Here is a 25906-nt window from a genome sequence, read left to right as displayed (position 1 = left end):
CGAAGGTCATGGGTCCTGCGGTGCCCGCGGCCGTCCGCGTCGCGAGCGCGTCGGCGATGGCCGACGACGGCACGTCCTCGATCGAGCGCCGCACCACCGTGCGCGGTGGCAGGACGTTCCACGACGACGGCAGCTGCGGGGGGTTCACCGCGCTCGCGGGCAGCGGCGGTCCGACGGGACCGGTGAACCCGGACCGCGCCGTCGACCGGCGCACGTGCCCGGCCGGCTGGCCGACCGCCGCCCGGCTCGTCGCCCCCGAGCCCCGGCGGCTCGTCCCCGGAGCGCCGGGACGTCCGGACGGACCCGTCGCGGACGGGCGGCCCCCTGCGCCGCCCGGCGTGCCGGTGTCCGTCGGGGTGATGGTGCTGCTCGTTCTCGTGCCGGACGGCGACCCCGCTCGGCGGCGGACCGGCGACGCCGCCGAGAGGATCGACGCCCCCGCGGCCGACGCGCCCCCGGCAGCGGCCACGACGGTCGGAGACATGAGTCGCAAGGCGTAGCCGGGGCCGGCGATCAGGTCGCCCCCGGCCCCGCCTGCGGTGCGGCTGATCGTCGACGGATCGGCTGTGCTGCGCGCGATCGACGCCGGGTCGGCCGGGCGTCGTGCGCCCATCGCCGACGAGAACGAGCGGGGTGCTCCGTTGCGCTGCGAGGCGGTGACCTGTCGCGCACCGCTCGCGAGGCTCGTCGCACCGTGGGGCGACGGGTGGGTCGGGGTCGTTCCGGTCGCCGACGCGCCGGCTGGGCTCGTTCCGCCGCTCGCCGACGGGCTGGCCTGGCTCATTCCGCCGCTCGCCGACGGGCTGGCCTGGCTCGTCGCGCTGCTAGCCGACGGGCTGGTTTGGCTCGTTGTGCTGCTCGCCGACCGGCTGGCTTGGCTCGTTGCGCTGCTCGGCGACGGGCTGGCCTCGCCCGTCACGCCGTTCGCCGATGTGCGGCTGACCTTCGTCGCAGCGCTTGCCGACGGGCTGGCCTGGGTCGTCACGCCGTTCGCCGACGTGCGCCTGACGTTGGTCGCAGCGCTAGCCGACGGGCTGACCTCGCTCGTCACGCCGTTCGCCGACGCGCCGTTCGACGACGAGGCCGCCGCGCGCATGCCGCCGGTCGCGCCGCGGTTCGCTGAGGCGGCGCCGGTCGGCGGTGCGAACGTCCCTCGGTGGTCGCGGACGGGAGCCGAGGGCGACCCGGGCTCGACCGACCGGCGCACCTCGATCCCCTCGATGCCCAGACCGAACCCCGCTGGACGCGTGCGGTGGTGCGACGCGCGCCGGTGCCCGGTCCCGGGCAGCCGCCCCTCCGCGGCGGGCGCGCTCGCGAAGGCGTCACCCACCCAGGAGCCGGTACGACGGCGCACGGTGCCCGGACCAGCGGGTCGGCCGGAAACAGACGTGCCCGAACCGGCCGTTGCGCCGGTGGCAGAGGTGTCCGAGCCCGCCGATGAGCCGGACGCGGAGGACGGCCCCGAGCCGGTTGCTGGGCCGGCGGCCGAAGAGGTTCGCGAGCCGGTCGATGGGCCGGCTGCCGAAGAGGGTCCCGAGCCGGTCGCAGGGCCGGCGGCCGAAGGCGTTGCCGAGCCGGCGAATGCGCCCGGGGCGGCTGACGCACCGGAACCTGCCGGTGTGGGCGCCGGCGAGGGCACCGATGAGTGACGCACTGTCGCGGAGCCCTCGCCGGTCGGTGTGCCGGTCGACGGAACCGGTGAGTGGCGGACTGCTCCGGAGCCCGAGCCTGACGCGGGGGACGTCGGGACTGACGCACCTGCTGTTGCGCGTGAGGTGCTCGCGTCCGAGCCCGACGCAGCCGACGCTCGGGTCACGGGCGGGGTGGCGCCGGTGGGCGACGAGGTGCCCACCGGGTTGCCACCCGCGCTCCGCGACCCGGCAACGTCCGACGCCATCTGCCCGGAAGCGGACGACGCGACGCTCCGGCTAATCGCACCGGTCCCGACCGACGGGCCGGAAGCTGACGAGGCGCCGGCCCGGCTGTTCGCACCGGTGCCTGCCGACGGATCGGACGCAGTAGACGTCGACGCGGTCCGGGCAGATGCCGCGAGCGCGGCCGTCGACGCGGCCGAGTCGGCGGCGACGGCAGCGACCGCCGCGGTGCTCGGCGCGACCGACCGGCGAACCCGGGCGGTCGGGTCGGCCAGGGAGCCGGTCGGACGGAACATCCGCCGAGCGAGCGTCCGCCGGACAGCACTGGCCAGCGGCCTCTGCGCGGGAGAGGGCAGCGCCTCGCCTCCCGGGCCGACGGGCGACCCGGCGAAGAGCGACACGGTCGGCACGGGCGAACCACCACCGGGCACCGTCGGGCCAGCAGACCGGGCGTCCGCCGTCGGACCAACTGACGGAGCGTCCGCCGTCGGGCCACCGGATCCGGCGCCGACCGCCGACCCGCTGGGCGAGCCGGTCCGATGGGACGCGCCGAGCCCGCCGGCCGTGCTCGACCCACCTGCCGCGCCGGACCCGCTGTCAGCGCGGGAAGAGCTGGACGTGCCCGAGGGGCTGGACGTGCCGGAGGGGCTGGACGTGCCGGAGGGGCTGGACGTGCCGGACCAGGTCGACGTGCCGGGTGGGGTCGAGCTGCCCGACGTGCCGGACGCGCTGGACCCGCCGGACGAGCGCGACATGGCGGAGCTGCCGGCGCGCTCGACGGACCCGCCGGGCGTCGTCGAGCCACCGGCGTGGGCGCCGGCTGACGGGTCGGGCGTCGCTGCCACGCTCGTCGAGCGCCGAAGGTCGGGGGACGTTCCGAGCTCGGTTGCCGGGGAGCGACCGGCTGACCCACTCGATCCGTCGGATGCAGCGGAGGCACCGCGCGTGCCGGACGCGCCGGGTGCGACCGACGGACCGGAGACCGCGGCCCCTGCCGAGCGCGAGTCCGTCGCGGCGACTCGCTGGATGCCGAGCTCGTCACTCCGCGCCGAGCTCGTCTGTTGCGACGGACGAGCTCGGCCGGGAGTGACGAGCTGGGTGCCGGCCGAGGACCCGGCGGTCGGCTGGGCGGACACCGCGGCGCGGCGGGAATCGGCGGTCGCCGTCGCACGAGCGCGGCGGCGCAGCAGCCGGCCGGAAGGCGCGGGACGAGCGGGGCTGGTCGGGAGCGTCGCAGCGGAGGGAGCCCGGTCACCTGTCACGGCGGACGACGCTCGTCCGGGCCCCCCGTCGTTCCCCGGTCGTGCGGGTGGCCCGGCGGCGCGGGTCGCTGGCGTGCGCATGACGCGGGCGTCGGACTTCATGGTCATCGTCCCGGCGGACCGCACGTCGTCGGAGACGCGGACGGGGATGGTGGTCGGCGCCAGGCGGCTGCTGCTGCCGCCGGGGCGGTAGGTGGCCTGGTCGGGGACCCGCTCGAGCATGCGCGGCAGGCCACGGGGTGCGGGGTCGGGGGCCGGGGCGGTCGAGCGGGCGACCGACACGTCCGACCACCAGCGCGGCGGCTGCACGTTGGCCGGCCCGGACCCGACGGACACCGAGGCGGCCGGCCCGAGCAGCGACCGGCGGACGGCCACGGAGCGACCCCACCCGGCGGAGAACCGTGAGGACGACCACGCGAGCGACCCGATCGGCGACGGGCGCGCGTGCCCGAGCACGGGTCCGGGCCGACGCAGGCGCACACCGATCGAGCGACCCAGCCGGGTCCGCGGGTCGCCGTCGGACCGCGAGGACGGCGGCACGTCGGCGCTCACAGCGTCTTCGCCCGGAAGCCGTTGTGCGCGACCTCGAGCGTCTCGGTCAGGGAGTCGGCGACGTCGGCGCTGAGCGTCGGCCCGCTCCAGGCCACCGCGAACACGCCCTCGAACTCCCAGGACCGCAGCCGCTCGCCGTTGTTGCCCAGGACGGTGACGGCGCCGGTGGAGCGCGTGACCTTGTTCTGGTTGGCGGCGAACCCCTCGCCGGACGACTTGCCCACCCAGGTGAACAGGGCGTCGGAGTTGACCAGGCCGCGCTTGAACACCAGGTGCGGCCACCGGATGACGCCGGGGAACTGCTGCACGTACTGGTTCTGGCCGCCCTCGACGTACTCGTGCGTGGTGACGGTCATCTGCAGGCCGGTGATCTCCTTGAACGAGCCGATCTCGACGCCGTCCACCTCGAACACGAAGTTGGCGGCGACAGGTGCGTCGCCACCCAGAGGCTCCTCAGGCACTGTCCCTCACCGCCTCCCACGCTCGGGCGTTCATGGCCGACACGGCGCGCACCATGCGGACGCGGTCGAGGTGCTCGAGGTCGAGCAGCTCGTCCATGGGCCAGTGCAGGTGGTACGCGAGGAACGCGATCTCCTGCCAGAGCGCCTCGGTGGGGTAGCGCAGCATGAGTCCTACCGGGCCTCGGTCCGGATCTCCTCGATCGAGGCCCGACCCGGCCGGCTGAGCACCGGGGTCGGGACCTCGTCGGGAACCTCGACCTGGACCGGCGCCGGAGCCGGCGGCTCCGACCCAGGCAGCGGTCCTGCCCCCTGCTGCGCGGCGACGAACTCGTCGAACTCCTCCTGCGACCCGAAGTTGATGACGCCGTAGAAGTCCTGCAGGTACGCCAGGTCCGCCGCGAAGAGACCCTCGATCTCGTGCGGCGTGACCATGGTCAGCGACCCCAGCGTCTCCACCACCCGCGCGAGCACCACGATGGTGAGCCGCGGGTCGTCCGGGCCGCTGATCGTGGGGTCGCGCAGGGGCTCGAGCTCGTCGCGCGCGGTCGCCAGCCGCATCACGCCGTCCCGGTGGAGTCCGCCGTCTCGGTCCACGTACCCCCGGGGGAGCGTGAACTCGTAGCGGGTCTTGAGGCTCACTTGATCCGGGCGAGCGACTCGATGGTGAGGGTGATGGTCTCCTTCACCGGGTCGTTCGAGTCGACGCTCAGCTGGTCGGTCGCGATCTTGCTGGGCCAGCCGTTGGTGAAGTTGAACCGGGCCACCTCGACGTGGGTCGAGTCGTACATGACGATCGAGCCGTTCTTGCGGTTGTTGGTGCGGTCCGACTGCAGGATGCCCTTGTTCATGATGTCGTTGAACCAGCCCCACAGCTTGTCCTGCGTGGAGTCCGGCGGTGCCATGCGGACCAGCGAGAGGTCGGGCGCCTTGTTGCGGCCGGCCAGCGTCTTGACGGTCTGCGACTTGCCGTCCTTGCCCACCTGCTGGGTCGTGGCCACCTCCATCTCGACGTCCAGGCCGGAGACGGAGGCGAGGATGGTGACGACGTTGCCGTCGATCTCGAGGAAGAAGTTCTGGGCGATGATCGGGTCGACGGCGATCAGGTCGTTCGGCATGTACGTGCTCCTTGGTCGATGAGGGGGCGCGCTCAGGACGCGATCTGCTTGTTCTGGCTGATCCGGAAGATCACGAACTCGGCCGGCTTGACGGGCGCGATGCCCACCTCGACGACGAGCTTCCCGGCGTCGATCGACTCGGGCGGGTTGGTGGTCTCGTCGCAGCGGACGAAGAACGCCTGGTCCGCGCTGGCGCCGAACAGGGCGCCCGCCGACCAGAGCCCGCGCAGGTACGCGTTGAGCGTGCGCTTGACGCCCTCCCACAGGGCCACGTCGTTGGGCTCGAACACGGCCCACTGGGTGCCCTCGAGGATCGTCGCCTCGACCATGTTGAACAGTCGGCGGACGTTGATGTACGTCCAGTCGGTGTCCGAGGTGAGCGTGCGGGCGCCCCAGATGCGGATGCCGCGCTGGCCGAACGGCCGGATCGCGTTGATGCCCAGCGGGTTGAGCACGCCCTGCTCCGCCTGCGTGATGGAGCGCTCCACATCCAGGACACCGCGGATGGTGTCGTTGGCGGGGGCCTTCCAGACGCCGCGGGTCTCGTCGGTCCGCGCCCAGACGCCGGCCACGTGGCCCGACGGCGGGATGAGGACCTCGGAGTTCCCGTTGGACCCGGTGGGGTTCTCCACCTTGATCCACGGGTAGTAGAGCGTGGCGAACGCCGAGTCGAACTGCGCCGTGTCGGTCCGCCACTCCTTGACGGCCTGCGGCGACAGCCCCGGAGGAGCGTCGAGGATCGCCACGCGGTTCGCGTGCAGCTCGCAGTGCGCGATGAGGCTGGTCTGCACGGCCTTCCAGAGGCCCAGGTCCAGCGTCCCGTCCTCCTTGGTGGCGGCCGTGACCAGGTCCGGGACCAGCACGATCGTCACGTCGTCGGCGATCGCGAGGCCCGCGATGCCGGTGCGGGCGGACTCGGACCCGGCGAACTTGCGGCCGTTGACCGGGACCGGCTTGGCGGCGGCCCGCTCCAGCCCGTAGGCGCCGGGCTTGAGCAGCTCGAGCTGGCTCTTGAGGTCGACGTCGTCGGCGAGCTTGACCTCGACCTTGACGCGGGTGGACGTCTTGTTGATGACCGTCGCGGCGTCGCGCGGGCCACCGAGCGTGAGGTCGTCGTAGCTCTCCACGGCCTCGCCGCCGTCGACGATCGTGATGCTGAAGGGCGCCGGGCCCTTGTGGTCGTCGGGGACGTCGGCGGTCTCGACGACCACCGTGAGGTCGTCGTCGGGCTCGACGGACTCCACCGAGATCGGCAGCCCGAGGGAGCGGTCCGCGGCGGGTAGCGCCAGGCGGGCGGGCTCACCCGACGGCTCGGCGTTGGGCACCCGGACGATGTAGGCGAGGCTTCCGCCGTTCAGGAAGTAGCCGTAGACGGAGAGGGGCAGCACCGCACCCTCGACGAAGCCGCCGTACATGCTCTCGAACTGGTTCCAGCTGGTCACGAGGCGCGGGGCGAGGCCCTGCGGGTCGTTCGGGTCATCCAGCGGTGCTCGCTCCGTGAACCCCACGAACGCGGCCACAGCGGTGGGGGCGGACGCCAGCACCTTCTGGGTCGAGGGGATCTCTTCGACGTAGACGCCGGGCGCGGTGTAAGTAGGCACTGGCCATCCTCTGCTCGGGTGCGCCCGGCGGGTCCGGCCTGCACTGGCCTGCCCTGACCTGCACGGGAACGCTGCGACGCGGGTGTGTCGATCGCCACGCTAGGGACGGCCCTCAGTGCCCGGCATCGGTAATCGCTACCGAGGTTTGAACCTGGACGCAAACCGCGCATAAGGTGCGAACGCGAACAAGCCAAGTGCGGCCCGCGCATGCCACCACCGATGGCAGGGGGCGAGGGTCCCGGTGCTCATGGGTGAGTGGAGTGGCTGTGGGGGCAGGCGCGGACGTGCCGACGACGGCCTCGGTGCTGCCCGAGACGCTCGTGTCGCGCCGGACGCTGGTGGTCCGGCCCCTCACCGAGCAGGTCCGCTCCGAGGTCCAGCTGGGCCGCAGCGTGCTCGTCGTCGGCGATGCCGGGGTGGGCAAGACGCACCTCGTGACGGCCGCGCTGGCGCACCTGTGGATCGGCACGCCGACGTCCCCGATGCCCACGGTCGTCAGCGTCTCCGGCGCCACGTCCCCGTCAGGCATCCCGCTGGGCGCGCTGGAGCCGCTGCTCGGTGACGTCGCCCTGAGCTCGCTCGGCAGCTCCGCGCGGACCGTCGAGTCGCTCGCCGAGTCGCTGCGGGCGCGCTCCCGCGGCGGTCCCGTGATCCTGCGCGTCGAGGACGCCCACCTGCTCGACCCGGCCAGCAGCCAGGCGCTCGCGTGGATGGTGCAGCAGGGCGAGGTCCAGCTCGTCGCGACGGCCCGGTCGTCGGCCGTGTCGCAGTCGCCGTGGCTGGAGCTGTGGAAGGACGACGTCGTCGAGCGCATCGACGTGCCGCCGTTCACGCTCGCCGAGGTGCAGCAGTGGCTGGTCGGCGAGCTGGGCGGGCAGGTCACCCTCGACACCGTCCGCCGCGTCTGGTCCGAGACCGCCGGCAACCCGTTCCACCTGGGCGAGGTGGTCCACGCCCTCCAGGAGCAGGGCGGTGCGTGGGTGTGGGTCGGCGGCGCCACCCCGGGCCGACGGCTTCTCGACGTGGTCGCGCACGACATGTCCCGGCTCAGCGGGGACGCGCGCGTGGCCCTGGAGATCGCCGCTCTCGTCTGCCCCGTCTCGCTGAGCGTGCTGCTCGACCTGGTGTCCCGCCCGGTGGTCGAGGAGCTGTCCCGCGTCGGCCTCGTCTCGATGTCCCCCCGGCTGACGGTCGCGGGGGAGGGCGACGTCACCGTCGACCTCGCGCACGCGCTGTACGCCGAGGCGGTCCGCTCCGGGGTCCCGCGGGCGCGTCGACGCGAGGTGCTCGAACGCGTCGCCGGACTGGCCAACAGCGGCCACCGCAGCGGCGCTGCCCTGGTCCGGTCGGTCGCCCTGGCGCTCGACTGCGACCTGGCCGTCGAGCACTCCCGCCTCGACGCAGCCGTCGACGCCGCGTTCGAGCTCCAGCAGCCCGACACCGCCATCCGCCTGCTGACCTCCGCCCTGCGCCAGACGCAGCCCGGCGACCTGCGCCGTGCGACCCTGGCGATGCAGCGCGCCGACGCCTGGTGGCACGTGGACGACACCGGGCGCGCGTCGCGTGACCTCACCGACGTCTTCGACACCCTGTGGGACACCGTCGGGCCCGACGCGCCCACCGTGCGGCTCATGGTCGCCGCGACCGCTCTGCGCGCGCGGATCGCGTACCACCGCGACGGCGACCTTGACCAGGCGCTCGTCCCCTTCGAGATCGCCGCTCGCTGGATCTTCGAGCGCGGCGGCCCGCACGCCGCCCGGGGGCTGCAGGAGCTCGAGAGCGCGCGGCTGGCCCGCCTCGGCTACGGCGGCCGGCCGCGGCTCGACGACGCCTGCGCCGTGCTGCTCGACTCGGCCGCCGGCAGCGCCGCGGTGCCGCTCGCCGCGCCGACCATCGTCGGCCTCGCGCAGTCGGGCCGATTCGCCGACGCCGCCCACCTGGCGGGCCGCTCCGCGCAGCTGGCCGGCGCCCACCACGACCAGTACCGGTGGGGCCGCGGCGAGGTGGCCGTCGCCGCCTTCCTCAGCACCCTGTGGTCCGGCGACGTCGTCAGCGCCGAACGCGTGGTCGACGCACTCGACCAGGAGAGCAACGCCGCCGTCGACTGGGTCGCCGTGCACGTCACGCGCGGCCTCATCGGCATCGCCCGCGGCTCCTGGATGCAGGCCCACACCGACCTGCACGCCGCCACCGCCCGCCGCGGCCGGGCCGACCCGGGCGGCGTCGCCGTCTACAACCTCGCCGCCGAGGCCCTCGCCGCGGCCGCCAGCGGCGACGGCACCACCGCCCGCGCACTGCTCAGCCACGGCGCCGACCTCACCGCCCGCGCCATGGCCGGCGTCGACGGCGAGGTCCAGCTCCTGCGCGCCGACACCCTCGCCTGGCTGCGCGACCCCCGCGCCATCGACGAGGCCCGCGCCCTCGCCGGCTGGGCCAGCGAGCGCGGACTCCTGCGCATCGAGCTGGAGGCCCTGCACCGGTCCGCCGACCGCCGCCGCCCCGGCACCCGCCCGCGCGGCGTCAACCCCGAGGTCCTCCGCCGCGTCCGCGAGCTGGCCCCCCTCGTCGACGGCCCCCGCGCCGCCGCGATCGTCCACCACGTCGAGGCGCAGGCCGCCGGCGACGAGGACCTCGTCCGGATCGCCGAGCGCGAGCTCAACCGCTGCGGCCTCTGGCTGCCGCCCGTCGAGTCGATCGTGTCGCTGACCCGTCGCGAGCAGGAGATCGCCTCCCTCGCCGCCGGCGGCCTGACGAGCCGCGCGATCGCCTCGCGTCTGACGCTGTCCGTCCGCACGGTCGACTCGCACCTGGCCCGCGTGTTCGCCAAGACCGGCGTCCACTCCCGCGAGGGGCTCTCGGCGGTGCTCCGATGAGCGACGGCCGCTCCACCTCCGGCGCCGGCGGCGGTGCCGTCTACGGCCTCGGGTTCATCGGCGCTGCCGTCTACTACTTCTCCGCCGGCTCGACGTTCTGGGAGTTCGTCCTCGCGATCCCCAAGGCGATCGTGTGGCCCGCGATCCTGGTGTTCGAGCTGCTGAAGGGCGTCTACGGCTCCTAGCTCTCTGCCGGCGGGATGTTCTGGTTGAGCCGGAAGGTGTTCTCCCGGTCCCACGTGGCCTTCAGCTGCTGCAGCCGCGCGTACGTGGCGTCCCCGTACGCTCGGTGCACCCCCGCGGCTCCCTCGACCCCGAGCGCGTTGACGTACACGCCGACGCTCCACGGCGCGATCGTCGCGGCGAGCCGCCGGCACGCCGTGGCCAGGCGCTCGTCGTCGTTCGGGTCCGCCCACTTCGCGCCGACGTCGTACTCGAAACGCGTCCCGCGGTGCACGAAGGCCGTCGCGTCCGGGTTCACCTCCGCGATCGCGCCGCCGTACGCGACGAGGCTCGCGTAGGGGCCCGCGTCCGCGTCCGTGTGCGCAAGGAATGCCTCGAGCGCCGCGTCGGGCAGCTCCTGGACGTAGTGGCTCTTGGCGTACCGCCGGTACCCGTAGGCGGCACCGACGTCCGACTGCTGCTGCAGATCGAGGTAGCTGATCGTCGCGACCCGCCGTTGCTGGACGTCGCCGACGCCGTCGAGCTGCTGGATGAGCGGGGCGGCCTCCTCCGGCGGTCCCACCCACACGAACCCGAGCGTCAGCGGCCCGCCCGACCGTACCTCCGCGATGAAGGTCGCCCGCCGCGGAGCGTCGTCCGACGCCGCCAGCCACGTCCGCAGCGCATCCAGCCCGCGCGCCGGGTCGAGGTCCACCTCGGCGACGAGCGCCTGCGTCCCGACGTCGTGCAGCCGCAGGTCGAACCGCGTGACCACGCCGAAGTTCCCGCCACCGCCGCGCAGCCCCCAGAAGAGGTCGGGGTTCTCGTCGGCGGACGCGTAGACCAGCTCGCCGTCGGCCGTCACCACCTCGTACCCGAGCGCGTTGTCACAGGTCAGCCCAACCTGCCGACCCAACCAGCCGACCCCACCACCGAGCGCCAGCCCACCGATGCCCGTGTGCGAGACGATCCCCGCCGTCGTCGCCAACCCGAACGGCTGCGTCGCTGCATCCAGTGATCCGAGCAGCGCCCCGCCCTGCACCTGCGCCGTCTTCGCTCGCGGATCGACGACCACCTCCCGCATCCGGCTCAGATCGATCATCAGCCCACCGTCCGGCACCGCCCACCCCGCGGCACTGTGCCCACCGCCGCGCACCCCGAGCGGCAGCCCCAGCTCCCGCGCGACCCGGACCGCAGTCCGCACGTCGTCCGTGCCGGCGCACCGGACGACGTACTTCGGGCGACGATCAACCGCGCCGTTCCAGACGGCACGCGCCGTGTCGTACGCGGGGGAGTCGGGGACGAGAACGTCACCCTCGAAGCTGACGGGGAGCGGTCCGGCCGTGGGCATGCGACGACTCTGGCCGCTGTCGGACGTCCCTGCCAAGGGGGTCACGCGGACTGTCAGACCCCACATGCACCATGAAGGGCATGACTCTCACCTTCAGCGGAATCGTCATCGACAGCACCGACCCCGTCGCCGTGGCGGACTTCTGGCAACAGGCGCTCGGCTGGTCCGGCCGCCAGTCCGGAGATCGCGGGGAGGCCATCATCCACGCGCAGGAGGGCGAAACCGTCTACGGCCCGCCCAGCATCGTGTTCCAACCCGTCCCCGAGGCGCGGACCGTCAAGAACCGCGTGCACCTCGACTTCTACTCCCCGAACCAGGACGCTGACGTCGCCCGGCTCGAGGCCCTCGGAGCAACCCGAGTCGACGTGGGGCAAGGACCATCGCGCTCGTTCGTCGTCCTGGCGGACATCGAGGGGAACGAGTTCTGCGTCCTCAGCGAGGAGTGAACCGACCGGGTTGTGCCTTGTAGGCTGACCCGGCGTCCGGGCTCCCTTCGGGCGTGCACGGGTCGCTCGCGCGGCCCGCGCGCCTGTAGCTCAGGGGATAGAGCACCGCTCTCCTAAAGCGGGTGTCGGCAGTTCGAATCTGCCCAGGCGCACAAGTGTTTGCGCAGGTCAGCCTGCTCTCGGGTGCGACTGGTGTGATCGGTGCGTCCACAATGTCCGCTTCGTGGTCAGCATGTGGTCAGTAGTCAAGTGGTCGTCGCGATCGGCGTGGCGGGTCCTACACGGCTGAGGGCGGTGACCGCACCCGCGCTGTGGTGAAACCATTCCGCCATGACCGTGAACCGGCTGACCCTTGTGCCCGGCCGCTCGGAGAAGGTTGGGCTCTTCCTTTCGGAGATGGTTGTCGACGGTCGTCCGCTGCGCGATCTTCTGAAGCTCAAGCCAGAGGACGAGGTACTGGATCACGCTGGCCGGGGGCCCGCCGGGGAGAACGTGTCCGCCCTCGTCCACAACTGGCCCGCTGCGGGACCGCGCGATGCGCTCGTTCTGCTCGGGGAGGAGCCGTCCGAACTGGCCGATGGTCGCGTCCCGCTCTATGTCTGCCCCGCGTGCGGAGATCTCGGGTGCGGAGTCGTCTCCGCTCTGGTCGAGCGCTCGACGAGCCACGTGGTTTGGCGCGAGTTCGGCTGGGATGTCGGCTGGGACGACGGCGAGGAGGAGATCCGTTTTACCGGCGGCCCTTTCGTGTTCGACAGGCAGCAGTACGACGCTGAGCTGCGACGGTTCGTCGATACGTACGACGACGTGCGGGCGTTGGCGCCCGCGCTCGAGGTGGGTCAAAGCTCAGCCAAACGGCGTTGGCCGTGGCAACGCTGAATCCAGTTGTAGTCCGCGCACGCTCACTCCCGATCTCCGCGTGACGCAGGCTTCTCCGGAAACATCGGCATGCGCTCCATCGCCACCCGCGGCGCCTCTGAGAAGAGGTGGCCGTAGAGGTCCATCGTCATCGTCGCGGTCGCGTGGCCGAGGATCATCTGGACCGCCTTCACGTCGGCGCCGGCCGCGATGAGCAGCGAGGCGGCCGTGTGGCGGAGGTCGTGGATCGTCGTGCCAGCTAGGCCGACCGACTGTGTCGTCTCGGTCCACCGCGATCGGACCCGGAAGTTCGTGTTGGTCCAGATCGCGCCCGTCGGGCTCGGGAACAGGTACGAGCCAGACGGAGCGTTCTCGATCCGATCCCGGACGTAGGTCTCGAGCGTCGGTGGGACCGGCACCGTTCGGGTCTGGTGTGTCTTCGTCGGGCCGAAGATCGCTCCGCTGGTTCGCTTCGACTGCGGGGCGGCGCGGTGGATGCGGACACCGAGACCGTGCGGTGTCTGAACGACGTCGTCGACCCGCAGCGCGCACATCTCGGAGAAGCGGCAGCCGGCCAGGCCGAGGAAGAGCACGACGGGCCGGCAGTTGGGCGGCATGGCGTCGGCGAGTTTGCCCAGCTGTTCCGCGCGTAGCCAGTGCGGCTCGCGTTTGGTCGTGCCCTTGGGGAGCGGGATCGAGCGGGCGACGATGACCGAGATCCGCCGGTCGCGGACGGCGCCGACGGTCAGCTTGTGCATCGACATCACCACGGCGCCACCTCCTCACGCGGCTCGAGCAGCGGTTGCTCCTGGTGATAGGTGCGCCGGGATGTCCCTAAGACGCGACGTCTACCTAGCGATAGGAACCGGAGGGGTGCGCACATATCGCGCTGCGTGCCCCTCCCGGGAGCAGGTGTGCGCGGGCGACTGCAAGACGCCGGATCTCGGGTCAGTAGGCATTGCGGCGCAGGAGGCGTGGTGGCTGGTGCTATATCGAGGTAGCGAGGGGCTGCACGACACCGAGGGTCGGACCCCGGTCTCATCGCCGAAAGACACGGACCTCCTGGGCAAACCCGGCGAAGGCAAGAGACGTACCGCGCCAGCGCTAACCTGAGCCGCATGGGTCTGATCCGGAAGGCTGCGGCCGCGTCAGTCGTCGTGAACACGAATCAGTCGCGGAAGCACAACAAGCGAGCTGCTGCGGAGTTGCAGGCCCAGACGGAGTTGATGCGCCAGCAGACGGCGATCCAGGCGCACCAGCTCGCGATCTTCGCGGCAGCTCAGCACGCAGCCCAAGCGCGGGCGATGGCGGAGATCGCGGAGGCACAGCGAGCAGCAGACATCGAGGCCGGGGCAGCGTGGCATCCGGATCCGTGGGGCCAAGCTCGCCTGCGCTGGCACAACAGCCGCGAGTGGACTCATCTCCTGTCGGACTGACCGACACCTGAGCGACCCGCCGATCCTCCGGCCCAGCCGTCGGGGCCCGTGGACGCCAAAGGTCGATTACAGGCCTCGACTCTTCTTGCATCTCTGGATGCTGGCGGTGCGTCTGAGGTGGATCCGGGTCCGCGGGCGGGCTACGGCCGTCCGGAACAAGGTCCTGTCTCTCCGCGACGGGTCACGGTCGCCTGGATGCCGAGACGCGTCCGCGACTACGGGAGCTCGCCGGACCCGCGAGCACGGACTAAGCGCCGTAGGCGTGGTCGAAGACCTCCACTGAGATGGCGACGAGCAAGTTGCACGCGCGATTCCAGTCGACCGAGTCCATGCGAAAGGGCTCAGTGGTCGGCCGGTAGTGAACGATCTTGTTCCTGAGGAGATAAATTGCCCGGCCCGCCGACGCGCGTACGTCTTTTCCTACAGTGGCATTCAGGCAATCGCAGATTTCATATAGATCGCTTTCGTTCGCGTGTGCGAGCGTTGCGTTCAGGCTCTGCAGCTCCGGCGGTCGCCACCCCATTTCGGCGTCGAGTTGGGCCGCGATCTCATGCCAGGGAAGCGTCACGGACAATAGTTTAGCGAGAGCAGTCGCTCTATCATATGCATATGTTGCCTCGATGCACCGATAGAGCGACATGTAGACGTTTCGAGGATCTAGGTCCAGCACCGCCCGGCAGAGTTCCTGATACGGAAGAGAAGGCACTTCCAACTCGGCAAGGCTCACCAGCGATCCAGCGAGCGGCTCCTGGATCCACGAGCCGCTGACTAAACTCTCCTGAACGCACAGCGTCAGGAAGGCGGGCCAGGCAATCACTTCCTGAAGCGGAGTCGCGTTCTGAACTAGTTGGATTGTCGGAAACAGGTCCATGATCGCCGCGTTGTCGTGTCCGATGTACCCGGGGTCGCCCATGATGCCGGCCTCGACGACGTTGCGAACCTGTGCGGCGGACGCCGTCGGATAGATAGGCAGCTCCGCGAGCAGGCAGACATCGAAGCCTTGGACATCGTCGAGAACCGCGTACCGTAGGTCGTCGGGCTCGAAAGTGAATCCGACGAGTGCCAAGTAGTGCTCCCCCTGGTGTTCGAGCCAGGCGAGATGCCGGTGCCGTCCGAAACTTAGGGTCGCGCGAACATCCAAGCCAATCAAAAATGCATCGGCCGACGGATTAGCGTGAACCCATCTAGCCCCACGCGGGTCAGCTATTTCCACCCCGTGATCAGCGCAGTAGTCCGCAAGGCGACGGAAGACAGCGGAGTTTGCGCTAATCATGCTTCGATTCATCAACTGGCTCGCCAGCAGGGCTCCATGTTGTCAAGGGAGAAGTCTTCCTCTATCAGGACCTTGAACGCCTCGGAGAAGACTAATCGTTCATAACGTCCCACCTGGCCAACGCGCTTGTCCAGCACTTCGTTAAGAACGTCGAGCCTAAGAAAATCACCGAGCAACTCTTGGTCCATCGTCGCGAGTCGCTCTGTCAGACGGCCTTCGGCGGCCACGAGTTGAACCATTCGAGCGGTCCGCTCTTCGGAGGGCTTATCTGCACCGGTGCGTCCGAGAACTGCAATCCCTAGGGCGACAATGAAGCCTATTCGGGCTGGCTGGCGATCGAACACCAGCTTGCCGCCTGGGGCGTCTGCATTGCCCTCGTATTGAGAAAACGCCTTGTCGAGTCGAACCATCATCGACAGGGCATCGTAGAAGTTCTCCTGGAACCCGGCATCTGCAAGGTTATCGACAAAGTCTAGTCGGGAGAACTCATCTGAAATGGCCTCCTTTGAGTCGACTGCTGTCTTTCGCAGCGAGAATGCAGTGTACAGCTCGATGAGCGCATCGCTGGAATACTGCGCTGCTCCGACGCGACGGCCCGGCTTGTCCGGCGTCGACATCTTTTCGATTTCCGGAACCTTGGCCTCGATCTCGTCGAGCAGCGGTGCGAAGACCACGGACAGTTGGCGACTCATGGTCCACGGCACCTGGCCGGTGTTGAGAATGAGCATGCGGTAGATCATGGCGCGAACGTTGTCCGTGAGCCAGAATTCGACGCGCAGATTCTTCTCGGACACTTCATCGTTCTCGGTGGCCGCTTCGATCAGAGCCGCGGTCCGTTGCATACCATCGATGATCGACAGCGATTCACGTCCCGCGGGCAAGAAGGAGTCCGGATCCGCGTTTGCGTCTCCGGGGAGCCGCGCGAAGGCGTCTGGATCCAGCACCGCACCGATGACAACGGGCGGCAGTGTCGCGCCCTTCTTCAGGTCCTCCACCATTCGCGCGCGGATTCGTTTTGCGGTTGTCGTGGCGAGAACGGTTCGCTGGCCGTTGAGTGCGCCCTGGGCGTCGTGCGCCGGAGCTACAAGGGTCAGGTAGTCACCCACAGCCAACGAGGTCATCACCGACCAGCACTGCGTGCGGGCGTCGTACATCCAATCCATGCGACTGCTCCGATGTCTGCCCAGTCGGGCTGCTAGGGACCTCTCGGAACGGTGAGCGAGCCAGCGAGCGGAGGCTTGGGCGGTGTCAACGATCCTATGGGCAGCAGTAGGAGTCGAGGTGGTTGTGCAAGAGAACAACACTCGGACGGCTGACTGCTCCCCTCCGGCGGTCGGCGCGATTCAATCACCGCACCGGCTCGAGGCCGGCGCGTGGGCTCGGCTGGGGCTTCAGCACTCAGCCCCGCGCCCGGCCCGGGAGTGACGTGGGCAGCTACCCAATGAGTCCGTGGTCAGCATGTGGTAAGCATCGTGCGCGGAATAGGTGCCCGGACTGCCTTACGCGCATGTATTTCAGCAGGTCAGGATCTTGTGAAGGGTGGCGGATCGAACTCCTAAAGCGGGTGTCGGCAGTTCGAATCTGCCCAGGCGCACACAGTGTTGTTTTATGCCGCTGGCGGTGTGCTGGTGCCGCCCGTGGGCTGGCGCGGGCCAAGACGGCGCCTTGTCCTCTGAAGCCGACCGCCGTCGTGCACGTCCCGGCGCGTCGTGTGGCTATATCGGATGGTGGTGGTGGGCCCATCCGCGCGGACGAGGCCGTGATCGCTCCGTCTACGGACCGGCAGCGAGGTACTCGTCGAGGGTGTCAGTGCGTAGCGCTCCCATCAGAGTCCCGAAGGGTGCGGCGTCGGGCACCACCGCGGCGGAGTCGCCGGTGATCACGACCGTCGTCGGGACCGGCACCACCCGCACCTCGTCGGGACCGAGGTTCCGGACGCTCGTGAGCAGTCCGACCAGCTCGGACCGGTCGAACGCTTCGTCGACGGCGACGGACCCGGCGACGACTCCGAGCAGCCGGAGCCACGTGGCCGGGTTGCGGCGGACGTCGTCATCCCCCGACCGGTCGAGGATCGCCCGGAGCCACACCGCCGAGCGTTCCGCGCGCGACACGTCGTCGAGGGTGTCCCCGCGGACCCAGGCGAGAGCCTCCTCGCCCGTGAGCCGGTGAAGGCCGGCGGGGGACACCTGACGGCCGTTGACCACGAGCCTGCTGTCCAGGTCGACTTCGACGCCGCCGAGCCCGTCGGTCACCCGGGCGAACGTCTCGGAGTCGGTGAGCGCCACGTGGTCGAGGCGCACGTTCGTCAGCTGCTCGACCGTCTGCACCGCGCCCGACGGGCCTCCCTGCGCGAAGGCGGAGCGCAGGGTCCCAGGACCCGAACCGGGCACGTCCACGGAGAGGTCGGGCGGCATCGCGATGACCTGCACGCTGGACCGGTCAGCCGAGACGTGCGCGAGCATGACCATGTCGGTCTGGGCGGCTGCGGCGGCCCAGTCCTGGCCGCCCTCGGTGCGGACGTCGTCCGTCGAGCCGAGCACGAGGATGGTGACCGGCGCGCGTCCGCCCACCGTGGCCGGTGGGAACGGGTCCGGCCGGTCTGTCAGGCCCACGGGGTCGGGGAAGCGCTCGAGCCGGTTGTCGAGGGCGCCGGCGACGACGAGGGCGCCGCCCGTGGCGAGGACGATCAGCAGGACCAACGATCCGACGACCGCGATCGCGATGTTCCGGGCGCGGTGGTGGGGGGAAGCGTGCGGTACCTCTGGCGGGGGCGGGCCGGGCTCGTCGGGAGGCGAGAGAAGGGACCACGCTATGCCGTCCACGGCGGCTCGGACCTGGACGAACGACTTCTCGTAGCGGCGCCGGCCGGCCGCCGCGGGGTCCGGGATGTCGTCGTCGGCGGCGGTCAGCGGTGCGGTGCCCGCGAGGTGCATCGCGGCGGCGTCGGCCAGCGCCGACAAGCGCGCCGCGACGTCACCCTCAGGCAGGGCCGACGGGCCCAGTGACGTGGCGACCCGGGCCAGCTCGGACAGCGTGAAGGTCCGCCGCACCGCCGCGGGAACCTTGCGGACCACCGCCGACCGCTCCTGCCGGGACGTGGTGAGGACGAGGTCGGCCGACTCCACCATGGTCGCGCTGAGCTCCCGCGGGTGGTGGCCTTCGACGGCCACGCCTTCGCGCGCGAGGAGGTCTCTCAAATGCTCGGGGACCGGATCGTCCGCTGCGGCATAGACTCCGGCGCTCGTCACCGTCACGGCGCTGTCCACCCCGAGCCGGGCGCGTAGGAGCCGCTCGGCCGCGAGCGAGCGACCCACGTTCGTGGTGCCCACCAGCAGCACGTCGAAGCGGCTCGCCACGGCCGTCGACGGGACTGCCTCGGACGGGCTCATCGGGCCAGTGTGTGACACAAACTGGACGCCCGCTATGGGCCGCTTCGTCGGAATTGTCCAGATGGCTTTCTGCCCACGACGAGCGTCGTCGGCCATGTCCGCTCGCGATCCCGTTGCTCGGTCGATGCCGCTGGTCAGGCGTTCGTGCGGCGAGGCGGTCGGGTCCGACCAGGCCGTCAGAAGGTCAGTCGGCTTTTCTGACCGCATGGCGCAGGTACACCACGCCGCTGCCGAATCGCCGGCTCTCCAGCAGCTCGAGGTCGAGCCGGATGCCCCGGGGCAGGGCCGGCTTGCCGCCGCCCACGATGACCGGGCACAGCACCAGGACGCACTCGTCGACAAGGCCGTGCCGGAAGGCCTCGACCGCGATGCCCGCGCCTCCGATGCTCAGGTCCGAGCCGGAGGTCTCCTTGAGCTGTCGCACCTTCTCGGGGTCGAACGTCCGCTCGATCGTCGTGCGCGCGGTCGAGACGTCGTCGAGCGTCGTGGAGTAGACGATCTTGTCGGCGTCGCGCCAGATCTGGGCGTACTCGCGAATGACCGGCGGCTCGTCGACCAGCCAGTCGTCGTCCTCCCAGACGCGCATCGTCTCGTACATGCGTCGCCCGTAGAGCGAGGTGCCGATCTGCCGCTCGTGCTGGTTCCAGATGGCGTGCAGCTCCTCGTCGGGCACGGACCAGTCGAAGGAGCCGTTCTCGTCCTCCAAGAATCCGTCGAGCGAGATGCTAGCGGCGTAGATCAGCTTGCCCATGGGGGTCCTCCGTCGTGACGAGGGCTCCAGCGTGCTGGGTGGCACCGACACGGGCAACACCATCGGACGCGCTCGTCGGTCATGGTGCCGAAACCACGGGACGAGGTGCGCGCCGGTGCCAGAGTGGGCGCACAGGAAGAAACCCTGACGAAGGAGTGCGCATGTCGACCGAGGGCACCGCAGGAACCGGGTTGTCACCCGAGCAGATGGGGGAGGCGATCGCGTCGCTCTCGTCGCCGGACGTGGTGGACTCGCCGTTCGGAAAGCTGAGGTTCTTCGACGGGGTGCCGACGCCCGAGACGGTGACGTCGGCGTACGACGCGCTGGATCTGATGCGCGGGATCGAGGTGTTCCTCAACGCGGTGCCCGGGGCGTCGCTCGTGGCGATGCGTCGTGGGCTGAGAGCCGCGGGGATCTCGTCGGCGCGCGTCATCGGCATCACGGAGCCGCGGGCCAACTCGAACAGCCTGTTCCTCACCCCGAACACCGAGACCACCTACGGGACCACGTTCCTGGACCTGCGGGAGTGGGGTCCGACGGTCATCGAGGCACCGCCGCAGTCGTTGTGCGTCGTGGACGACTTCTGGTTCCGCTACGTCGCCGACATGGGCATTCCGGGGCCGGACCGCGGCGCCGGTGGGAAGTACCTGTTCCTTCCGCCGGGATACGACGGCGAGGTCCCCGACGGGTACTTCACGTACCGGACGCCGACGTTCTCGAACTGGGTGATCCTGCGGGCGCTCGGCGGGGTGCCGGCGATGAAGCAGACGAAGATCTACCCGCTCGCGGAGTTGGCTGCTGCGCCGGAGCCGAACGAGTTCGTCAACCTGTCGGACGCGGTGATCAACACCGTCCACGCCAACGACCTCTCGTTCTTCTCGGAGCTGGACGAGCTGGTCCAGGAGGAGCCGACCGACGCGCTCGACGCCGAGCGGTCGGGGCAGCTGGCGGCGATCGGGCTGGTGAAGGGTCGGCCGTTCGCTCCGGACGACCGGATGCGCGCGATCCTGTCCCAGGCCGCGCAGGTCGGTGCCGGACTGGCGCGCACGATCGCCTACGCGCCGCGCGACGAGGAGGCCTCGCTGTACGGGTCGTGGAAGGTCGGGTTCGTCGGGGGCAGCTACGAGTTCCTGCGCAACGGCGCCCGGCTGCTCGACGCCCGCACCCAGTTCCACTACCTGGCCACGGTGGTCACGCCGGCGATGGCCCACGCGCAGGTCGGGGCCGGGTCGGCCTACGCGTACACGATCCACGACAGCAACGGCGTCCTGCTCGACGGCGCGAAGACGTACCGCCTGCACGTCGATGCCAACCCACCGGCGAAGAACTTCTGGTCCGTCGACGTCTACGACACCCAGACGCGCTCGCTGCTGCAGGTGCCGTCGACGATCTGGCCGGCGCTGGCCAGCAACACCGGCACCTTGCAGGCCAACGACGACGGCTCCTTCGACCTGTACTTCGGCCCGACCGCCCCGGAGGGCAAGGAGTCGAACTGGGTGGAGACCATCCCGGGCAAGTCGTGGTTCCAGCTCTTCCGGCTCTATGGGCCGCTCGAGCCGTGGTTCGACCAGACGTGGCGGCTCCACGAGTTCGAGCCGATCGGCTGAGAAAACCCGCTCGCCGCACAGCGACGCGGCATCTGACGTCCTGGAGCCGCCCGGCGGTAGGCTCCAGGTTCGTCAGCGAATCACGCTGGCCACGATCGTCCTCCGCGGCGTACATGGAGACACCCGGCGACGTGCACCATCGGCCTGAGTGCGGGCTGCGGCAGCGACCGGGGACGCGAACACGGTGCGAGCGCCGTGCCCCGCGGTGACCGGGCCCGACCGGTCACGGGCGAGCGCGCTCGTGACGTTGCTGGCTGCCGCGGTCGCGGCGTGACGCTGAGAAGGAGGAGCTGTGGCACGACAGGGCCGACGCGGTTCCGCTGGCGCGCGCGCTGACTCCGGCAACCAGCGCCGCGCTCCGCGTCCCTCCGAGCAGGGGCTCATCCCCGTGCTGGCGGACATCGCGCGCGAGGTGGACAAGGCCGTGCAGCGGCCCCCGACGCGGCCGGCCGTGCGCACGAAGTTCCAGGTGGTGGCGCTGCTCGTGCGCGAGGAGCGGGACCGGGTGCGGGCGGACACCGGCCTGTCGGCGTCGCGACGCGGGGAGCAGCTCAAGCGGCTCGACGGGGTGGCGACGATGCTGGCCCGGACCGCCGCGCGCGACACATCGCTGCTCGAGCTGCTGGCCGACGACGCCCGGGTGTCCGACGCGGCGCGCGCCTACAAGGCGACGGTGATGCGCGCGGGCGGGCTGGAGCCGCCGGAGGAGCCCGCGCCCGTCGAGAAGGCGGCGCCGGCGCCGAGCACCGCGACGCGCGTGGTGCCGCGGTCGGTGATCTCGCGCCAGCTGGCCAACCCGTTCCTGGCCCCGGACTACGAGGCGGCGGCGGAACGGACCGCGACGCGTGCGCGGCGGCTGGCCGGCTGGGAGCTGCTCGACCCCCTGTTCAACTCGTTCGAGCGTGCGGCGACGGGTGCGCCCGCGTGCATGCCGCTGCCCGAGCCGCGTCCGGTGCCGACGCCCGCCGGGCGGGAGCTGATGCCGCACCAGGCGCAGGTCGTCGCGGCGACGACCGCCGGTCACCGGACGTTCCTGCTGGCCGACGAGCCCGGGCTCGGCAAGACCGCACAGGCGCTGCTGGCCGCGCAGGCCGCCAACGCCTACCCGCTGCTGGTCGTGGTGCCGAACGTCGTCAAGACGAACTGGGCGCACGAGGTCGGGCTGTGGACGCCGTTCCGACGACCCACCGTGGTGCACGGCGACGGCGACCGGATGGACGGGTTCGCGGACGTCGTGATCGTGAACTACGAGCTGCTGGACCGGCACGTCGGCTGGCTCGGGGACCTCGGCTTCCGCGGGATGGTCGTCGACGAGGCGCACTTCATCAAGAACAAGACGTCCCAGCGCTCGCAGCACGTGCTCGCGCTGTCGGAGCGGATCCGCGCGCGCGTCGGGCGGCCGCTCCTGATGGCGCTCACGGGCACGCCATTGATCAACGACATCGAGGACTTCCGCGCGATCTGGCAGTTCCTCGGCTGGATCGACGACACCAAGCCGCTCGGACCACTGATGGCGGCCCTCGAGGAGACCGGGCTCACCCCGGCCGAGCCCGGCTTCTACGCCGCTGCACGGACGGCCGTGATCGACATGGGCATCGTGCGTCGTCGCAAGGTCGACGTGGTCGCGGACATCCCCGCGCGCCGGGTCGCAGACCTGCCGGTCGAGCTGGACGGCGCGGTCGGCCGGTCGATCCGTGCGGCCGAGGCCGCGCTCGCGGCCCGGATGGTCGAGCACTACCGGTCCGCCCTGGCGGCGCGCGCGAGCGACGAGCCGGTCGAGGGCATCGACCTCGACCTGGCGCGACGGGTCGCGGCGGCGGAGCTCAAGGACTCGAGCTCGAAGGCCGGCGGCGAGAACGTCTTCACGATGGTCCGGCGGATCGGTCAGGCGAAGGCCGGGCTGGCCGCCGACTACGCCGCGCAGCTGGCCCGCAACGTCGGCAAGGTCGTGTTCTTCGCCAAGCACGTCGACGTCATGGACCAGGCCGAGCAGACGTTCGCCGACCGCGGCATCCGCTACGCCTCCATCCGCGGCGAGCAGACGCCCACCGCCCGCAAGAAGAACATCGCCGCGTTCGTCGACGACCCCGAGGTGCAGATCGTGGTCTGCTCGCTGACGGCCGCCGGCGTGGGGCTGAACCTGCAGGTGGCGTCCAACCTGGTGCTGGCGGAGCTGTCGTGGACCTACGCCGAGCAGACCCAGGCCATCGACCGGATCCACCGGATCGGCCAGGCCGAGCCCGTCACCGCGTGGCGGGTCATCGCGGCGCAGACCATCGACTCCAAGATCGCCGAGCTCATCGACAGCAAGTCGGGCCTGGCCGCCCGAGCGCTGGACGGGGCCGGCGACGAGGACGTCACGTCGTCGACGGACGTGCAGCTCGAGGCGCTGGTCGGGCTGCTGACCGACGCGCTCGCCGCCGAGGGCGTGGCCTGAGCAGGGTGCGCGGCCGACGATGACCGGGACGCGGGGCGGCTCCGACGCGGAACGGGTGCTGCAGCGACTCCTGCAACCGCGTCCTCAGTTCAGCGTGAGCTTCTCGCGGAGCGTGCTCGCGTCGGCCCTGTGGGACCTGGGCGAGGACGACCTCGCCGACCTCGCCCTGATGATCGACGACGCGACCCTGCTCTCGATCCAGACGATCTCGTCGTGGTACGAGGACCGCAGCTTTCCGCTTCCCGTCGAGGGGCGGCAGGTCACGCACAACCACGTCATGGCCCTCGCTGCGGTCACGTACCTCGAGGGAGAGGTCCGGCCGCTGGCGCGCACTCGCCGACGTCCCGCGAAGGACCGCCCCGCCCGGTTCGGGACGGACGCCGGCGGCTCCTGAGCGTGTCGCCGCCCGTCGAGGGCGGCGAGGTCAGCGCGTCCCGTCGTCGTGCGCGAGGGAGGACGACAGGTCGTGATGGGCGTGGGCCTGGTCGAGCAGGTCCTGGGCCTTCTGCTCGAACGCTCCGACCGCGTCGGCGCCGGCCGCGAACCGCAGGGGCGGGTCGTCGAGCGCGGCGAGCTGCACGAGCGCCGCGGCGAGCTTGGCGGGGTCGCCGCTCTGCTGGCCGTTCATCGCGGTCCACGCGGTGACGGTCTGCCGGGTGCGCTCGGCGTAGTCGTCGAGGGACGGCTCGGCGTAGGTCGTCGACTCCGGGGTGAGCAGGTCGGTCCGGAAGAAGCCGGGCTCGACGAGCATCGTGCGGATGCCGAACGGCGCGATCTCGGGGGTGAGCGACTCCATCCAGCCCTCGACCGCGAACTTCGAGGTCGCGTACGCCGACGTGAACTCCCCGCCCACGAGCCCGGCGGTCGAGGAGATGGTCACGACGAGCCCGGAGCGCTGCGCGCGCATGACCGGCAGGACGGCGCGCGTCACGTTGACCGGGCCGAACAGGTTGGTCTCGACCTGCGCGCGGAAGTCGTCGGGCGTGATCTCCTCGAAGAACCCGGCGTAGAAGTTGGCGGCGTTGTTCACCAGCACGTCGATGCGCCCGAACCGGTCGACGGCGGCCTGTACGGCGGCGCTCGCGTCGGCCGGGTCGGTGACGTCGAGCCGCACCGCCAGCAGATTCTCGTGCGCGCCGACGGCGGCCGTGACCTTCTGCGGGTCGCGGCCGGTGGCGACGACCGCGTGCCCGGCCGCCAGGGCCGCCTGCGCGAAGTCCACTCCCATGCCCCGGCTCGCCCCGGTGATCAGCCACACCTGCTGCTCGCTCATGTCCCGTCCTCCGTCGATGGCGGTGATGACGCCATGCAACGCCCCGACGAGCTCGCGAGGAAGTCACTGCTGGAGGGTGTACCGCCGGAGGACCTCAGCGCGTCGACCCGCGCACCACCAGGCTCACCGGCGTCACGAGGTGCTCGGCGTCCCCGTGCTCACCGGCCATCCGCCGCTCCAGCAGCCGCACGGCCTCGGTGACGAGCCAGTGGTTGCTCGGGTCGACGGTGGTGAGCTCCGGCCACAGGTGCGCGCCGATCGCGAGGTTGTCGAACCCGACGACCTGCACGTCGTCCGGCACGCGCAGCCCGACGTCGCGCAGGCCGGCGACGACGCCGATGGCCGCCTGGTCGGTGATCGCGAACACGGCGTCCAGCTGGAGCCCGCCGGAGACGGCGTCGCGGATGGTCTGCCGGCTGGCGGCCATCTCGAGGGCGGGAGGGTTCAGGATCAGCCGGTCGTCGGGGGTGCGTCCGGCGGCCCGGTGGGCGGCGCGCCAGCCCTCGGTGCGCTGGTCCTGCATGCCGCCGTCGGTGGGACCGGTCAGGCCGCCGACGAGGGCGACGGACCGCGCGCCGCGGTCGAGCAGGTGTGCGGTGGCCAGCTGGGCGCCCTCGACGTTGCCCAGCTGGATCTGGTCGAACTGCGGTGGCATCGGCTTCTCGCCGAGCAGGACCAGGGGCAGGTCGGCCTGGACGCGGTCGACGTCGGCGTACTGGAGGCCGACCGCGCTGAGCAGGACGCCGTCGTACATCTGGAGGCGTGCCTGGGACAGCGCGGTGAGCTCGCCCTCCTTGCTGGCGCCGCTCTGCTCGATGACGAGGTGGCGGCCGGTGGCGCGCAGCACGGAGGTGAACGCGTCGGCGAGCTCGCCGAAGTACGGGTGGTCGGCGCGGGGGACGACGAGCGCGACGGTCCCGCTGGTGCCGGAGCGCAGCCGCCGGGCGGTGAGGTTGACCTCGTAGCCGAGATCGGCGATGGCGCCCAGCACGCGCTCGCGGGTGGCGGGGCCGACCCGGGGGACACCGTTGATGACGTTGGACACCGTCATCACGGACACGCCGGAGGCTCGGGCGACGTCCTTGAGCGTCGTCACGGGCGACCCCTCTCGCGAAATGTGAGCGTTAACAATTGGATGCGCTCCCACACTTGACGGTACGGGAGAGCAGCGTGCACAGTCGTCGTCAC

The 25906-nt window shown here is 71.1% G+C and carries 23 protein-coding genes and 1 tRNA gene; 11 read left to right on the top strand and 13 right to left on the bottom strand.

All coding sequences use genetic code 11. From position 1 onward, the window contains the following. Positions 1 to 8: 8 nt before the first annotated feature. Entirely contained in the window at positions 9 to 500 is a 492-nt protein-coding gene (locus CXY01_RS09830; RefSeq protein WP_146927239.1) for a hypothetical protein, read from the top strand. 66 nt (positions 501 to 566) lie between these two features. Continuing rightward, a complete protein-coding gene (locus CXY01_RS09825; RefSeq protein WP_146927238.1) occupies positions 567 to 1649 on the top strand; it encodes a hypothetical protein in 1083 nt (360 codons plus the stop codon). Positions 1650 to 3684: 2035 nt separating this feature from the next. Here the strand turns inward: CXY01_RS09825 and CXY01_RS09820 are convergent. Genes CXY01_RS09820 through CXY01_RS09805 form a run of 5 tightly spaced genes read right to left on the bottom strand, consistent with a single transcriptional unit; the run spans position 3685 to position 6865 of the window. Beyond that, the gene (locus tag CXY01_RS09820; protein ID WP_246125207.1) at positions 3685 to 4149 is read right to left on the bottom strand and encodes a phage tail protein; all 465 of its coding nucleotides are present in this window, start codon (positions 4147 to 4149) and stop codon (positions 3685 to 3687) included. Beyond that, positions 4142 to 4315 (bottom strand): DUF6760 family protein, encoded by a 174-nt coding sequence (locus tag CXY01_RS20835; protein WP_186813355.1) that lies wholly within the window; start codon positions 4313 to 4315, stop codon positions 4142 to 4144. Before CXY01_RS20835 ends, CXY01_RS09820 begins: the two co-directional genes overlap by 8 nt. A gap of 5 nt (positions 4316 to 4320) precedes the next feature. Next, positions 4321 to 4788, bottom strand: coding sequence for a hypothetical protein (locus tag CXY01_RS09815; RefSeq protein WP_222594525.1), 468 nt, complete (start codon positions 4786 to 4788; stop codon positions 4321 to 4323). Continuing rightward, positions 4785 to 5264 (bottom strand): phage tail protein, encoded by a 480-nt coding sequence (locus CXY01_RS09810; protein ID WP_146927237.1) that lies wholly within the window; start codon positions 5262 to 5264, stop codon positions 4785 to 4787. The genes CXY01_RS09815 and CXY01_RS09810 overlap by 4 nt, the downstream gene beginning before the upstream one ends. 32 nt (positions 5265 to 5296) lie before the next feature. Then, positions 5297 to 6865 (bottom strand): phage tail sheath family protein, encoded by a 1569-nt coding sequence (locus CXY01_RS09805; RefSeq protein ID WP_146927236.1) that lies wholly within the window; start codon positions 6863 to 6865, stop codon positions 5297 to 5299. Between the two features lie 266 nt (positions 6866 to 7131). Between CXY01_RS09805 and CXY01_RS09800 the strand changes: the two genes are divergently transcribed. After that, entirely contained in the window at positions 7132 to 9738 is a 2607-nt protein-coding gene (locus CXY01_RS09800) for a LuxR C-terminal-related transcriptional regulator (protein WP_146927235.1), read from the top strand. After that, the gene (locus CXY01_RS09795) at positions 9735 to 9923 is read left to right on the top strand and encodes a hypothetical protein (RefSeq protein WP_146927234.1); all 189 of its coding nucleotides are present in this window, start codon (positions 9735 to 9737) and stop codon (positions 9921 to 9923) included. The genes CXY01_RS09800 and CXY01_RS09795 overlap by 4 nt, the downstream gene beginning before the upstream one ends. Here CXY01_RS09795 and CXY01_RS09790 read toward each other — a convergent pair. Beyond that, positions 9920 to 11251, bottom strand: coding sequence for an FAD-binding oxidoreductase (locus CXY01_RS09790; protein ID WP_146927233.1), 1332 nt, complete (start codon positions 11249 to 11251; stop codon positions 9920 to 9922). The genes CXY01_RS09795 and CXY01_RS09790 overlap by 4 nt on opposite strands. Before the next feature lie 80 nt (positions 11252 to 11331). On the opposite strand from CXY01_RS09790, the gene CXY01_RS09785 reads away from it, so the two are divergent. The 3 genes from CXY01_RS09785 (at position 11332) to CXY01_RS09775 (ending at position 12573) form a co-directional block, all read left to right on the top strand. Beyond that, on the top strand, positions 11332 to 11697 hold the full coding sequence (locus CXY01_RS09785; RefSeq protein WP_146927232.1) for a VOC family protein: 366 nt from the start codon (positions 11332 to 11334) through the stop codon (positions 11695 to 11697). 79 nt (positions 11698 to 11776) lie between these two features. After that, positions 11777 to 11849: transfer RNA gene (locus tag CXY01_RS09780), tRNA-Arg, on the top strand. Between the two features lie 178 nt (positions 11850 to 12027). Beyond that, the gene (locus CXY01_RS09775; protein ID WP_146927231.1) at positions 12028 to 12573 is read left to right on the top strand and encodes a hypothetical protein; all 546 of its coding nucleotides are present in this window, start codon (positions 12028 to 12030) and stop codon (positions 12571 to 12573) included. 23 nt (positions 12574 to 12596) lie between these two features. Here the strand turns inward: CXY01_RS09775 and CXY01_RS09770 are convergent, their stop codons facing one another. Next, positions 12597 to 13310: a tyrosine-type recombinase/integrase gene (locus CXY01_RS09770; RefSeq protein WP_246125206.1), complete on the bottom strand. Its 714-nt coding sequence runs from the start codon at positions 13308 to 13310 to the stop codon at positions 12597 to 12599. 360 nt (positions 13311 to 13670) lie between these two features. Between CXY01_RS09770 and CXY01_RS09765 the strand changes: the two genes are divergently transcribed. Next, on the top strand, positions 13671 to 13988 hold the full coding sequence (locus CXY01_RS09765) for a hypothetical protein (protein ID WP_146927230.1): 318 nt from the start codon (positions 13671 to 13673) through the stop codon (positions 13986 to 13988). Positions 13989 to 14235: 247 nt separating this feature from the next. Here the strand turns inward: CXY01_RS09765 and CXY01_RS09760 are convergent, their stop codons facing one another. The 4 genes from CXY01_RS09760 to CXY01_RS09745 form a co-directional block, all read right to left on the bottom strand. Then, positions 14236 to 15261, bottom strand: coding sequence for a hypothetical protein (locus CXY01_RS09760; RefSeq protein ID WP_146927229.1), 1026 nt, complete (start codon positions 15259 to 15261; stop codon positions 14236 to 14238). An 11-nt stretch (positions 15262 to 15272) separates the two neighbouring features. After that, positions 15273 to 16424, bottom strand: coding sequence for a hypothetical protein (locus tag CXY01_RS21035; protein ID WP_222594524.1), 1152 nt, complete (start codon positions 16422 to 16424; stop codon positions 15273 to 15275). A gap of 609 nt (positions 16425 to 17033) precedes the next feature. Then, positions 17034 to 18650: an LCP family glycopolymer transferase gene (locus tag CXY01_RS09750; protein WP_186813354.1), complete on the bottom strand. Its 1617-nt coding sequence runs from the start codon at positions 18648 to 18650 to the stop codon at positions 17034 to 17036. Between the two features lie 184 nt (positions 18651 to 18834). Continuing rightward, on the bottom strand, positions 18835 to 19401 hold the full coding sequence (locus tag CXY01_RS09745; RefSeq protein ID WP_146927227.1) for a dihydrofolate reductase family protein: 567 nt from the start codon (positions 19399 to 19401) through the stop codon (positions 18835 to 18837). Positions 19402 to 19562: 161 nt separating this feature from the next. On the opposite strand from CXY01_RS09745, the gene CXY01_RS09740 reads away from it, so the two are divergent. The 3 genes from CXY01_RS09740 to CXY01_RS09730 all read left to right on the top strand — a co-directional run bounded on the left by CXY01_RS09740 (position 19563) and on the right by CXY01_RS09730 (position 23839). Beyond that, positions 19563 to 21008, top strand: coding sequence for a DUF1254 domain-containing protein (locus CXY01_RS09740; protein WP_146927226.1), 1446 nt, complete (start codon positions 19563 to 19565; stop codon positions 21006 to 21008). A gap of 292 nt (positions 21009 to 21300) precedes the next feature. Next, the gene (locus tag CXY01_RS09735; protein ID WP_146927225.1) at positions 21301 to 23445 is read left to right on the top strand and encodes a DEAD/DEAH box helicase; all 2145 of its coding nucleotides are present in this window, start codon (positions 21301 to 21303) and stop codon (positions 23443 to 23445) included. 19 nt (positions 23446 to 23464) lie between these two features. After that, positions 23465 to 23839 (top strand): hypothetical protein, encoded by a 375-nt coding sequence (locus CXY01_RS09730; RefSeq protein WP_146927224.1) that lies wholly within the window; start codon positions 23465 to 23467, stop codon positions 23837 to 23839. A gap of 30 nt (positions 23840 to 23869) precedes the next feature. Here CXY01_RS09730 and CXY01_RS09725 read toward each other — a convergent pair whose 3' ends face one another. After that, positions 23870 to 24718 carry an SDR family oxidoreductase gene (locus CXY01_RS09725; protein WP_146927223.1) on the bottom strand — a complete coding sequence of 283 codons (849 nt, stop codon included), beginning with the start codon at positions 24716 to 24718 and terminating at the stop codon, positions 23870 to 23872. A 94-nt stretch (positions 24719 to 24812) separates the two neighbouring features. Next, the gene (locus CXY01_RS09720) at positions 24813 to 25814 is read right to left on the bottom strand and encodes a LacI family DNA-binding transcriptional regulator (protein ID WP_146927222.1); all 1002 of its coding nucleotides are present in this window, start codon (positions 25812 to 25814) and stop codon (positions 24813 to 24815) included. Between the last annotated feature and the right edge of the window lie 92 nt (positions 25815 to 25906).

Source organism: Cellulomonas xylanilytica, assembly GCF_007989805.1.
GTDB lineage: Bacteria > Actinomycetota > Actinomycetes > Actinomycetales > Cellulomonadaceae > Cellulomonas > Cellulomonas xylanilytica.
This window is presented reverse-complemented; position numbering and strand designations above follow the sequence as displayed.

Coding starts and splice junctions, on each gene's coding strand:
- CXY01_RS09830 (WP_146927239.1), top strand. CDS start 9: ATGGGTCCTGCGGTGCCCGCGGCCGTCCGCGTCGCGAGCGCGTCGGCG.
- CXY01_RS20835 (WP_186813355.1), bottom strand. CDS start 4,315: ATGCTGCGCTACCCCACCGAGGCGCTCTGGCAGGAGATCGCGTTCCTC.
- CXY01_RS09810 (WP_146927237.1), bottom strand. CDS start 5,264: ATGCCGAACGACCTGATCGCCGTCGACCCGATCATCGCCCAGAACTTC.
- CXY01_RS09795 (WP_146927234.1), top strand. CDS start 9,735: ATGAGCGACGGCCGCTCCACCTCCGGCGCCGGCGGCGGTGCCGTCTAC.
- CXY01_RS09790 (WP_146927233.1), bottom strand. CDS start 11,251: ATGCCCACGGCCGGACCGCTCCCCGTCAGCTTCGAGGGTGACGTTCTC.
- CXY01_RS09785 (WP_146927232.1), top strand. CDS start 11,332: ATGACTCTCACCTTCAGCGGAATCGTCATCGACAGCACCGACCCCGTC.
- CXY01_RS09775 (WP_146927231.1), top strand. CDS start 12,028: ATGACCGTGAACCGGCTGACCCTTGTGCCCGGCCGCTCGGAGAAGGTT.
- CXY01_RS09770 (WP_246125206.1), bottom strand. CDS start 13,310: ATGCACAAGCTGACCGTCGGCGCCGTCCGCGACCGGCGGATCTCGGTC.
- CXY01_RS09765 (WP_146927230.1), top strand. CDS start 13,671: ATGGGTCTGATCCGGAAGGCTGCGGCCGCGTCAGTCGTCGTGAACACG.
- CXY01_RS09760 (WP_146927229.1), bottom strand. CDS start 15,261: ATGATTAGCGCAAACTCCGCTGTCTTCCGTCGCCTTGCGGACTACTGC.
- CXY01_RS21035 (WP_222594524.1), bottom strand. CDS start 16,424: ATGGATTGGATGTACGACGCCCGCACGCAGTGCTGGTCGGTGATGACC.
- CXY01_RS09750 (WP_186813354.1), bottom strand. CDS start 18,650: ATGAGCCCGTCCGAGGCAGTCCCGTCGACGGCCGTGGCGAGCCGCTTC.
- CXY01_RS09745 (WP_146927227.1), bottom strand. CDS start 19,401: ATGGGCAAGCTGATCTACGCCGCTAGCATCTCGCTCGACGGATTCTTG.
- CXY01_RS09740 (WP_146927226.1), top strand. CDS start 19,563: ATGTCGACCGAGGGCACCGCAGGAACCGGGTTGTCACCCGAGCAGATG.
- CXY01_RS09730 (WP_146927224.1), top strand. CDS start 23,465: ATGACCGGGACGCGGGGCGGCTCCGACGCGGAACGGGTGCTGCAGCGA.
- CXY01_RS09725 (WP_146927223.1), bottom strand. CDS start 24,718: ATGAGCGAGCAGCAGGTGTGGCTGATCACCGGGGCGAGCCGGGGCATG.